The organism is Streptosporangium canum (assembly GCF_900113865.1).
Lineage (GTDB): Bacteria > Actinomycetota > Actinomycetes > Streptosporangiales > Streptosporangiaceae > Streptosporangium > Streptosporangium canum.
On record NZ_FOQY01000071.1, the window covers coordinates 1 to 10,995 of the forward strand.

The 10,995-nt window shown below is 68.0% G+C and carries 11 protein-coding genes and 1 pseudogene; 4 read left to right on the top strand and 8 right to left on the bottom strand.

Annotation, left to right across the window (positions count from 1 at the left end; all coding sequences use genetic code 11):
• Positions 1 to 798 (top strand): cytochrome P450 (locus BM085_RS42130; protein ID WP_093892322.1); only part of this gene is annotated, 798 nt, incomplete at its 5' end.
• A gap of 204 nt (positions 799 to 1,002) precedes the next feature.
• Positions 1,003 to 4,146 carry an AfsR/SARP family transcriptional regulator gene (locus tag BM085_RS42135; RefSeq protein WP_177245556.1) on the top strand — a complete coding sequence of 1,048 codons (3,144 nt, stop codon included), beginning with the start codon at positions 1,003 to 1,005 and terminating at the stop codon, positions 4,144 to 4,146.
• Here BM085_RS42135 and BM085_RS42140 read toward each other — a convergent pair.
• The 4 genes from BM085_RS42140 to BM085_RS42150 all read right to left on the bottom strand — a co-directional run bounded on the left by BM085_RS42140 (position 4,130) and on the right by BM085_RS42150 (position 6,560).
• Entirely contained in the window at positions 4,130 to 4,894 is a 765-nt protein-coding gene (locus BM085_RS42140; protein ID WP_245790014.1) for an ABC transporter permease, read from the bottom strand. The two genes, BM085_RS42135 and BM085_RS42140, sit on opposite strands and share 17 nt — an antisense overlap.
• Positions 4,891 to 5,019 carry a hypothetical protein gene (locus BM085_RS47295; RefSeq protein WP_342742938.1) on the bottom strand — a complete coding sequence of 43 codons (129 nt, stop codon included), beginning with the start codon at positions 5,017 to 5,019 and terminating at the stop codon, positions 4,891 to 4,893. Before BM085_RS47295 ends, BM085_RS42140 begins: the two co-directional genes overlap by 4 nt.
• Before the next feature lie 35 nt (positions 5,020 to 5,054).
• Positions 5,055 to 5,843 (bottom strand): ATP-binding cassette domain-containing protein, encoded by a 789-nt coding sequence (locus BM085_RS42145; protein WP_342742939.1) that lies wholly within the window; start codon positions 5,841 to 5,843, stop codon positions 5,055 to 5,057.
• Positions 5,844 to 6,239: 396 nt separating this feature from the next.
• Positions 6,240 to 6,560 carry a GYD domain-containing protein gene (locus BM085_RS42150; RefSeq protein ID WP_031163594.1) on the bottom strand — a complete coding sequence of 107 codons (321 nt, stop codon included), beginning with the start codon at positions 6,558 to 6,560 and terminating at the stop codon, positions 6,240 to 6,242.
• 197 nt (positions 6,561 to 6,757) lie between these two features.
• On the opposite strand from BM085_RS42150, the gene BM085_RS45115 reads away from it, so the two are divergent.
• Together BM085_RS45115 and BM085_RS42155 are read left to right on the top strand one after the other, a co-directional pair.
• Positions 6,758 to 6,916 carry a hypothetical protein gene (locus tag BM085_RS45115; protein WP_177245557.1) on the top strand — a complete coding sequence of 53 codons (159 nt, stop codon included), beginning with the start codon at positions 6,758 to 6,760 and terminating at the stop codon, positions 6,914 to 6,916.
• A gap of 375 nt (positions 6,917 to 7,291) precedes the next feature.
• Positions 7,292 to 8,482 (top strand): MFS transporter, encoded by a 1,191-nt coding sequence (locus BM085_RS42155; RefSeq protein WP_218158989.1) that lies wholly within the window; start codon positions 7,292 to 7,294, stop codon positions 8,480 to 8,482.
• Between the two features lie 60 nt (positions 8,483 to 8,542).
• On the opposite strand, the pseudogene BM085_RS42160 reads toward BM085_RS42155, so the two are convergent.
• The 4 genes and pseudogenes from BM085_RS42160 to BM085_RS42175 form a co-directional block, all read right to left on the bottom strand.
• A pseudogene (locus BM085_RS42160) lies at positions 8,543 to 8,872 on the bottom strand (YnfA family protein).
• A 309-nt stretch (positions 8,873 to 9,181) separates the two neighbouring features.
• The gene (locus BM085_RS42165; protein ID WP_093892324.1) at positions 9,182 to 9,628 is read right to left on the bottom strand and encodes a MerR family transcriptional regulator; all 447 of its coding nucleotides are present in this window, start codon (positions 9,626 to 9,628) and stop codon (positions 9,182 to 9,184) included.
• Entirely contained in the window at positions 9,625 to 9,909 is a 285-nt protein-coding gene (locus BM085_RS42170; protein WP_245790015.1) for a hypothetical protein, read from the bottom strand. Before BM085_RS42170 ends, BM085_RS42165 begins: the two co-directional genes overlap by 4 nt.
• A gap of 748 nt (positions 9,910 to 10,657) precedes the next feature.
• Positions 10,658 to 10,995: transposase (locus BM085_RS42175; RefSeq protein ID WP_143121337.1), on the bottom strand; the 338-nt coding region annotated here is incomplete at its 5' end.

The window sequence follows — 10,995 nt, forward strand, 5'->3', positions numbered from 1 at the left end:
GCCGGCCCGACGGCCGACCTGGTGACCGCGTTCGCCAAGCCCATCCCCTCCATCGTCATCTGCGAGCTGCTGGGCGTGCCGTACGAGGACCGCGACTCCTTCCAGGAGCACATCGACACCTTCCTCGGCGGGGAGGCCGGCGACGAGGAACTGTTCGCCGCCTACACCGCGACCCAGGACTACCTCGCGGAGCTGGTGGCCGCCAAGCGCGCCAACCCCACCGACGACCTGCTCAGCGACCTGCTCGACAGCGACCTGACCGACGAGGAACTCAAGGGCATGGCCCTGATCCTGCTGTCGGCCGGGTTCGACACCACCGCCAACATGCTGGCCCTGGGCACCTTCGCCCTGCTGCACAACCCGGCGCAGCTGGCCGCGCTGCGCGCCGACCCCGCGCTCACCGACCGGGCGGTGGAGGAGCTGCTGCGGTATCTGAGCGTCGCCAAGCAGTTCATGAGGGTCGCGCTGGAGGACGTCGAGCTGGACGGCCACACCATCGAGGCCGGCACGACGGTCATCCTGTCCTACGCCACCGCCAACCGCGACCCCGAGCGCTTCACCGACCCCCACGCGCTCGACCTGCGCCGGCAGGACGGCGGGCACCTGGCCTTCGGCCACGGCATCCACCAGTGCCTGGGCCAGCAGCTGGCCCGCGTCGAGCTGCGGGTCGCGCTCCCCGCGCTGGTCAACCGCTTCCCCACGCTGCGCCTGGCCGTACCGGCCGAAGAGGTCGCCCTGCGCCCGGAGACCGCCGACATCTACGGGGTCAAGAGCCTCCCGGTCACCTGGGACGCGTGACCGGCAGCCGGCGACGGATGAGGCCGCGTACCGCCACCCGCGGCGGCCACCTCCTACAGCGGTCACTTCTCGTACCAGCCGTGGCATCCGCCGAAAATCCGATGCATCCGCCCGACCTGCGATGATGACGGCCCGATGAAAGTCGACGGTGTGCGCGCAGTGGCGGTTGGCCGGTTGTCGCCACGGTTCGGCAGAATCACTGATGTGAGAGTCGAATTGCTCGGTCCGTTCGAGGTCCGGAACCGCGACGGGGCCGTGGTGGAGGTTCCCGGGATTCGGCTGCGCGCGCTGCTGGCCGCACTCGCCCTCGAACCTGGCCGGATCGTCACGCGTGCGAGGCTGGTGGACTGGATCTGGGGGCAACGGCCACCCGCGGACGAGGTGAATGCCCTGCAGGCGTTGGTGTCCAGGCTGCGCAGGGTGTTGCCGGACGGTGTGATCGAGGCGGAGTCCGGCGGATACCGGCTGGCCGTGGCTCCTGATGCCGTGGACGTGTGCCGGTTCGAGCACCTGGTCGGTCAGGCCCGTGCCGCCGAGCCCGCGGCGCGGGCGGATCTGCTGCGCTCGGCCCTGGCATTGTGGCGCGGTACGGCCATGGCGGACATCGCACTGCGAGACAGCGATGCGTTCGACGCCGCGGTCACGCGTCTGGACGAGCTCTACGTCGCCGCGCTCGGGGATCGGGTGGACGCGGATATTCGCCTCGGCCGTGGCTCGGAGTTGGTCTCCGAGCTGACCGAGCTGGTTGCCACGTATCCGCTGCGGGAGGGGTTCGTGGCGGCCTTGATGCGAGCACTCGCCGAGGAGGGGCGTGGGGCTGAGGCGTTGACCGCGTACCAGCGGACGCGCGAGCGGCTCGCTGAGGAGTTGGGCACCGATCCATCGGCCGAGCTCTCCGCGCTGCACACAGCGTTGCTCCGTGGCGAGCTGGGCGAGCGGGCGGCGAACCGCAGGACGAACCTGCGTGCCGAGCTGACGAGTTTCGTCGGCAAGGACGACGACATCTCCGCGGTCGCCGATCTGGCCATCAAGCACCGACTGGTCACCTTGACGGGGGCGGGCGGCTCCGGCAAGACAAGGCTGGCCACGGAGACCGCGCGGACGATGCTCGCCGAGCTGCCGGACGGGGCCTGGCTGGTCGAGCTGGCCTCGGTGCGGGCAGACGGTGAGCCGGCGCAGGCCGTCCTCACCGCGATCGGCCTGCGCGACCAGGCACTGCTCGGTGGTGCGCGGGGTGGGGAACCGATGGACCTGCTCATCGCCGCGGTCCGCGAGCGCTCGATCCTGCTGATCCTGGACAACTGCGAGCACATGATCGAGGCGGCCGCGGCTTTCGCGGATCGGCTTCTGGGAGAGTGCCGGAGGCTGCGGATTCTGGCCACGAGCAGGGAACCGCTCGGTATCACCGGGGAGGTGCTGTGGCAGGTCGAGCCACTCGCGCTGCCCGCGCAAGGAGCGGACCCCTCCGAGGTCGGCTCCTCGCCCGCGGTCCGGCTGCTGCGGGACCGCGCGGATCTGGTGCGCAAGGACGTCGGCTCCGACGCGCACACCTTGTCGGCCATGGCGCGGATCTGCCGAGCGCTCGACGGGATGCCGCTGGCGATCGAACTGGCCGCGGCGCGGCTGCGCACCATGTCCATCGATCAGCTGGCCCGTCGGCTCGATGACCGATTCCGTCTGTTGACCGGCGGCAGCCGTACGGCGCTTCCCCGGCACAAGACGCTGCGCGCGGTCGTGGACTGGAGCTGGGATCTGTTGACCGAGGCCGAACGTGGCGTGCTGCGGCGGCTCTCGGTGTTCTCCGGCGGGGCGAGCCTGGAAGCGGCCGAACGGGTGTGCGGGGACGAGACGTTCGCCGGGGAGCAGGTGCTCGACCTGCTGACCGCGTTGATCGAGAAGTCGCTGCTGCGCGCCGACGGCGAGGGCACGCCGCGCTACCGGATGCTCAACACCATCAGGGAGTACGCGGGGCACCGGCTCGCCGAAGCCGGGGAGACCGAGTCGGCGCGCCGGGCGCACCTCGCCTACTTCACCGAGCTGGCCGAGACGGCCGAGCCGCACCTGCGTGCAGCCGAGCAGCTGGAATGGCTGGCCACGCTCGACGCCGAGCACGACAACCTCAACGCGGCTCTACGCGGGGCGATCGCCGAAGGATGGGCCCAGGAGGCGATGCGGCTGGTCGGGGCCGTGGGCTGGTACTACTTCCTCAGTGGGCGCAGGACCGAGGGCACCGAGTTGAGCGTCGCGGCGGCCTCGCTGCACGGTGAGGTGTCCGATGAGGTGCGGGCGATGGCGTACACCATCGTGTCGGTGTTCCTGACCTCCTGGCCCGGCCGCGATCAGTATCAGGCGCAGGAGTGGATCCACGAGGCGCACCGGCTCACCCCACGCAGCGGGTATCGCAACCCGCTGCTCGGGTTCGTCGCGCCGCTGGAGCGGATGCTGCGAGAGCCGACGGGGTTCCTGCCCGCGTTCGAGCCGCTCATCGCCGACGACGATCCGTGGGTGCGCGCGCAGGCCAGGCTCACCCGTGGCCGGCTGCGGCTCACGCTCGGCGGCGACGAGACCGACGTGGACACCGACATCGAGATCGCCCTCACCGGGTTCCGCACGCTGGGTGACCGGTGGGGGATCTCGTTGGCGCTGACCTTCCTGGCCGATCGGCTCGTCATGCGCGGCGAGCTCGCACGCGCGTGTGAGCACTACGAAGAGGCGGTCGCAGCGCTCACCGAGGTAGGCGCATTCGAGGACGTGGTCGGCCTGCGGGCGCGGCAGGCTCAGCTGTACTGGCTGCTCGGCGATGAGCGATCCAGCACGTCCGCCATGGCTGAAGCGCAGCGGTGCGCGGACGGGATCGCCTGGCCGGACATGCTCGCCGCGCTGGTGCTTTCGAAGGCGCAGCTGGCGCGCTGGCGCGGCGAGCCGGACAAGGCACACCAGCACCTGGCCACGGTACGGGCGATGCTGGACAACCAGGAACTGGGCGACTTCCTCCGCGCCAAGGCCATGGACCTGTACGGCTACCTCACCGAGGATCTCGGTAAGGCCCGCGCTCATCGGAGCGAGGCGTTCCGTGCTGCTGTGGAGTCGATGTATCCGCCGCTGATCGCCGAGGTGCTGGTCGGGATCGCGGATCTCGCGCTGCGCCAGGGACAGTACGAGCAGGCCGTGCGATTGCTCGCGGCGAGCGACGGCGTGCGCGGTACACCGGATCGTTCGCAGCCGGACGTCTCCAGGATCGCCGGGGACACGCGCAATCGCCTCGGTGAGACCGTGTTCACCGAGGCGACCCGTGCCGGCCGGCGGCGGGATTGGCGTGAGCTGGCCGAGATCACGCTCGCTTCGTGAATGTCGCGCGCGCCCACAGGTAGCCGATCAACGTGATCCCCACACACCAGGCGATCGCCGTGATGGCCGAGCCCGCCGACGGCGCGCCGGTCAGCAGCCCGCGCAGGGTCTCGATGATCGAGGTGAACGGCTGGTACTCCGCGAATTGCCGCGCACCCGGCCCCATCTTGTCGGCCGGCACGAACGCGCTGCTCAAGAAGGGGAGGAGCATCAGCGGGACAGCGGCGAGCCCCGCGCTCTCCGCCGACTTCGCCGCGAGACCGAACGCGACGGTCAGCCAGCCGATCGCCAGCACCGTCAAGGCGACGATGCCGATCACGCCGAGCCACTCCGTGAAACTCGCCGACGGCCGGAATCCCATCAGCAGCGCCACCCCGATGAGGAGCGCGATGGCCACCAGGCTCCGCAGCATGGTCGCGATCACGTGCGCGTTCAATACCGCGGCCCGCGACACGTCCATGACGCGGAGCCGGTTGATGAATCCGGTCGTCATATCGGAACTCACCGCGATCGCGGTGGGGCCGACCCCGTAGCAGATGGCCGTCAGGATCAACCCTGGGGTCGCGTAATCGGCATAGTTGACGCCGACGCTGAACGCGTCGCCGAAGATGTAGACCATCAGGAACATCAGGAACATCGGCATGATGATGCCGTTGAACAGTGCCAGCGGATTTCGCATCGTGTGCCGGAAGTTGCGCCGCAACATGGTCGCGGAATCCGCCAGGGTGGCTGAGAAGCCGTTCATCATGCCTTGACCTCCTTGTTCGCGTGACCGGTGAGGGCGAGGAAGACGTCATCCAGGTCGGGTGTATGCACCGACAATTCCTCGACTTCCACGGAATGCGCATCGAGCCGTTCGAGCAGCGCGCGCAATGACCTCACCCCGCCGTCGCCGGGTACACGCAAGGTCAGCTCTTCGTCGTCCCTCGTGGACCCGTGCAGGACCCGTGCAGGACCCGTGCCGCGACGTCGAGTCCGTGCCGATCGGTGAACCGTAGCCGGATATGGCTGCCGGGGACCCGGCGCTTGAGCTCATCGGCGGTGCCCTCGGCGACCAGCCGGCCCTGATCGAGTACGGCGATACGGTCGGCGAGTTCGTCGGCCTCTTCCAGGTACTGGGTCGTGAGGAAGATGGTCGTACCGTCGGCGACCAGTTCCCGGATGATCTCCCACATGGTGCGGCGGCTGCGCGGATCGAGTCCCGTCGTGGGCTCGTCCAGGAAAATGATCCGCGGCCGGCCGACCAGCGTCATGGCGAGGTCCAGCTTGCGGCGCATGCCGCCGGAGTAGGACGACGCCGGTTTGCTCGCCGCTCCGACCAGATCGAACCGGTCGAGCAACCGGCCGGCGATCCGTTTGCCCTCCGCCCTGGGCAGATGCAGGAGATCGGCCATCATCAGCAGGTTCTCCTCGCCGGTGAGCAGGTCGTCCACCGAGGCGAACTGCCCGGTGACCCCGATCGCCGCGCGCACCGCCCTGGTTTCGGTGGCCACGTCGTGCCCGGCGACGACCGCCTTCCCGGCGTCGGGGGTCAGCAGCGTGGTCAGCACGTTCACCGTCGTGGTCTTCCCCGCGCCGTTGGGCCCGAGCAGGGCGAAGATCGTGCCGGTCCGGACATCCAGGTCGATGCCGTCGAGCACGATCTTGTCTTTGTATGACTTTCGCAGCCCCGAGGCCGCGATCGCTGAACCGTTCATGCATCCACCGTCGCCGACCGCTCTGATACCGGGCCGTTGCCGTACTGACGCGGCCGCTGACACGCCACCGCGTCAGACCTGATCCCCGCCGGGACCGCCGTCCACCCGGCACGCCGCCCGACGACATCGCCACCGGAACCCCCACGTACGTTGGCTGTCCGGCCAACTGGGGCGACCTGTTCCGATGGAACGACTACCCGCCCATCATCCGACTGGAAGGGTGAGCCGGTCTTCCGATCTGTGGCTGTCCGCCGCCGACACGCAGTCACCGACTTCCGGGCCGCAGTCGCGTACGGCGTCGGGTTACCCGGCTACCCAAGCAAAGACGAAAACCGGCGCGATCTCGATGGCAAGGACCTGGCCTGCTGGTGTCCGCTCCCCGCAATCACCCGGCTGTCACGCGCCAGGAGCACGGTATGCCACCTCCATCCGCGCGGCATCATCGATCTCCTCCGGCGTCAGCAGGACAGCCGTCTTCGTTCGTACCGCCCCAGACGCCGATATCGTGAGACCTACGGCGGCCGAAGCCGCATTGCTCGGCAGGTCGACGATCACATACGTGTCTGTCTCGCCGAACGCGAAATACATCTGCTCGACCCGCCCGCCGACGCTTTCCGCCATGCGCTCCACCGCTTGCCGGCGTCCGGTGCCGCCATCTTGCAACACTCCTTTGAGGCCGTCCGCGGTATAGGTCGCCTGAATCAGGTATTTGGGCATGGTCGAGTCCCTTTTCTCGTGCCGCCACCCTGTGCTGGGACGGCCATTGCGGTCACGGGTCAAAGTTCTCGACTTAGGGTGACGGTAATCCCACCCGCTGTACTGGTTTTCCCTTGCCGCAGTCTTACGCCGCGAAGCCCGCAGCACCCTGCTCAAAGACAGCACGCTTACTACATTGACCGCACTCAACGGCAGGAGTGCTGACCGCCTGTGAGGCCGGAGCCATCGTCGTCGACCCGGACGGCAGTCCGCACACCATGAAGGCCCAAGCCACCATCGCCGCCGGCCCCAAAATCCTGGCTGATCTCGTTGAACTCATCGCCGAAGCAGGCAAGGACGCCAGACGTAGCGAGTAGCTTGCCGAATTGTTCTTATGGATATCAAGGCGGCGGCGCGGCGCGCCGCCGCACGGCCCTCCCACCGCCCGCCGTCCGGGCGTGCGGCGTGGGCGCCGGTCCCGAACGGCGGCGGGAGTCGGCCCGCCCGCCGCACCGCCCACGCGCCGCACCCAACCAACCCGCCGCACCGGGGCCGCACCGCCGCCAATAAGGTCGCTCCAGCCGCCGGCCCCAACCGCTTCGCGGCCCCTTCGGGATGCTTCGCATCGGCTCCAGCCGCTCCGCTCACCGCAAGAATCGGATCTGCCGAAGAACAGCACACTGGCTTACGGCACACTGACGCTCATGCCTGAGCCCTCGGTGAGTGAGCCCAACCCCCCAGAGCAGCGATGGATGAACCCCGGAGTCGCCGGAATCGGAAGCGCCAGCTTCCTTGCCGACGTCGGCCACGAAGTTCCCACAGCCCTCCTGCCCAGCCTCCTAGCCACCACGCTGGGAGCACCCGCCGCAGCACTGGGCCTTATCGAAGGTCTCGCCGATGCTCTGGCCGGGGTCGGCCGCCTGGCAGGTGGCGCACTCGCCGACGACCCTCAACGACGACGGACCGTAGCAGTCGGCGGATACACCGCCACCGCGGTTCTCTCCTCCCTGCTGGGCGTGGCGACCAACGTCTGGCAGGTTGGAGCCCTGCGCGCGGGGGCCTGGTTCGCCCGAGGTGTACGCGTTCCCGCCCGTAACGCGCTGTTGGCCGACCTGGTTCCAGCCAATGCCTACGGCCGGGCGTACGGGTTCGAGCGCGCGATGGACAACCTAGGAGCCATCGGCGGACCACTTCTCGCCCTGGGCCTTGTCGCCGTCTTCAGCGTCCGGACCGCCATCCTCATCTCCGTCATCCCCGGCGTCCTCGCCGCCCTGGCCATCATCTACGCCATCAGCAGAGCCGCCCAGCCAGCCGTACGCGAACGCGTCCCGATCAGGCTGCGTATCCGGCCCGTTCTGCGCGGGGACCTGGGCCGTCTCCTCGGAGCGATCACCGCTTTCGAGGTGGGCAACGTCGCCGCCACCCTGCTCATCCTGCGAGCCACAGAGCTTCTCACCCCCGCCCACGGCATCGAAGCAGCAACCAGCATCGCCCTGGGCCTGTACGTCGCCTACAACATCGCCGCGACCCTGGCATCCATACCCGCCGGACACACCTCCGACCGACTCGGCAAGCGCGGCCCCATCCTCGTCATGACCGCAGGAATCACCCTGTTCGGCATCGCCTACGCCGCTTTGGCCTTCGACACCGTCAGCTACCTCCTGCTCGCCCTGCCCTTCATCGCCGCCGGTCTGGCCATCGGATGCGTGGAGACCGCCGAACACGCAGCCGTCGCAGCCCTGGCCCCTACCGACCTACGTGGATCAGCCTTCGGCCTGCTGGCCACTGTCCAATCTCTGGGCAATTTCGCCGCCAGCGCCATTGCCGGACTGCTGTGGACCTTGGTCTCACCGAACGCCGCATGGGCCTACCTCGCCGCATGGATGGGTATTGCCCTCATCGGGATGCTGTTCACCCGTACCGGACGAGCTGCTGAGGTCTGATCAGCCGGATGCCATCTATGCCTCCGTTCGAGGTGCCATGGCTTCGCTCAGCTCTGACTATCAACGCGGGGCGTACATGATGACGGCGACGCCGATCAGGCACACCACGGCGCCGATGACGTCCCATCGATCAGGGTGGAACCCGTCGATGAGCATGCCCCAGGCCAGGGATCCGGCTACGAAGATGTGCCCTTAGGCGGCCAGGATGCGGCCGAAGTTGGCATCCGGTTGCAAGGTGGCCACGAAGCCGTACAGGCCCAGGGCGATGATTCCAGCCCCGACCCACAACAACCCGCGTTGTTCTCTCACTCCCTGCCAGACCAACCAGGCACCGCCGATCTCGGCGAGCGCGGCCACCACGAACAGCAGGAGGGAGCGAGCGACAGTCACAGCTGCGACTGTAGGGGATCGCTTTCAGTGGGCCGATGAGCCCCCGTACTCTGGCAGCCGCAGCCAGTTCCACCCGCGCATCCAGTGGCTTGCTTCCGGCTCCGCAGGAACCACACCAGCCCCCAAGCCAGCACGGCCACGCCCCCCAGGACCAGCGCCACTGTCGGCATAACGCCCGTAAGCGCAATGGCTCCGGTGCCCCCGATCACCCCGGCAGCCAGCAGCACAGGAAGCGCACAGCACGCGGCACAGGCCAACGCAGCCAAGCCCGTCAGACCAGCTGGGACCAGGCGCTTACGCCGGTCAGGATCAGTTGAGGTCGACATGCTGGCCCCCGTCCGCCAGGCCGGAGAACGGCAACGGGCAGCACGAACTCACCGCACACGCCACTAGGTCATCACACCCGGCGTCCACCGCTTGAACCAACGTGTCACGGATCGTCTGAAGGTCGGCGATCTTCTGTTCCACCTCGACGAGCTTCGCTGTTGCCCGTGCCTGCAAACCGCTGTCCGACTTGCCGTGACGATGCGAAGCCGCCTCAACCAGGTCGACCACCTCCTCCAGCGTGAAGCCCAGCCGTTGCGCCACCTTGATCACACGCAGGACGGTCACGGTCTCCGGCGGATACAGCCGATGCCCCCCGTTACTACGCTGCGGCTCTTGCAACAGGCCCCGCCGGTGGTAGTAGCGCAACGTCTGGGCATTGACCCCCGCCGCTTCGGCGACCTCTCCGGTACGCAGCCATTTCTCGCTCATGACGCGATCCGAGGAGCCGCCTCGATCGCCCGGACCGCCAGACCGTCGAGCACCTTCACGTGAACCGCGGGCACCTCGATGTCCAGGGCCAGGCCCTCACCACCGGGCGCGAAGGTGAAGCTGAAGAACGAGCAGCAACCCGTCTCCCTCGCGGCCAGGTCCCGCGCGGTCTGCTCTGCCTGTTCTCCACCCTCCAGCATGAGCCGCAGGTGAGTTGGTCCCACCCGCTCCAGCCCGCGCAGCGCGGAGGCGAACAGCTCGTCGAACTCCGCCGTCCGCAACGGCCTCTCTTCGGTCGGAAGCGTGCATTCAGCCGGCGCCCACTCCATGAGCCCTCCCCAATGCCAAGGCCGCCCGTCTCTCCTGCGAGCGACCCCTACACCCCGACGGTAAGCCTGTACCGGGGTACAGGATGCAACCCCAAACCCATGCCTCCGGCGGGGGTACTCGGCTCCGGGATGATCGCCCTTGAAGGCCTTGGACCGTAGGTGGCTGAGGTGGGGCCTGATCTTCCCGTCTGCCACGTCCCAGGCAAGCCCAACATCCCGACTCCTCCGGTTCAAGGCCGTCTGTGACCGTTGGCATCCCATGACCGAGGAACGTCTACCGGCTGACGTACACGCGAAGACGGCCTTGACCCTCCGTCCCCGGGCTGTTGCCCCTCCGGGGTGGGACGAGGCAGACGGGAAGATCAGGCGGGGCAGGCGTGCGCGTTCGCGCATGATCCGAGGGTTGATCACGTGCCACAGGCGTGCCAGATCTCCCGGGAAACAACGGGGAATCACGGGGACTCACGGATCAAGAACGAAGAAGGCCCCGCACCGCATCTCTGCTGGTGAGGGGCCTCTTTCTGCTGGTGTGGCAGGTGCAGGACTTGAACCTGCGTAGGCTGAGCCGACGGTTTTACAGCGGGCCGGCAATTCAAACTCCGGCACGCCGTTGAGCTGGCGATATGGTCTTGGTCGTGGCCTAGGCATGCGAGATCATCCCGCGTATATCGGCTCTTCGATGTTGGGGGGATGTTCACCCTCATGCCGCTGGGTTGATCGTTTGATGTGTGCAGGCCCACCGTACGCGGCGGCGTTGGTTGCTGAGGTTGCGGAAGCCGAACGCCACGCGGCCGGTGTCCTTGATCAGCCGGTTCGTTCCCTCGGTGCGGGCGTTGGTGATGCCCGTGGTGATGAACGCCAGCGTTTCGGGCCACCACGTGTCGATCGTCTGAGCAAGGGTGATCAGCTCGCCGATGCCGGAGTCGGCGCACCAGGAAAGGAAGCGGAACAGACGGTGAGAGATCACCGAGCGCGGTGCCCGCTCGCGGGCGCAAGCCAGCAACGACCGTAGTTCTTCCTTGGCGATCCACGCGGTCA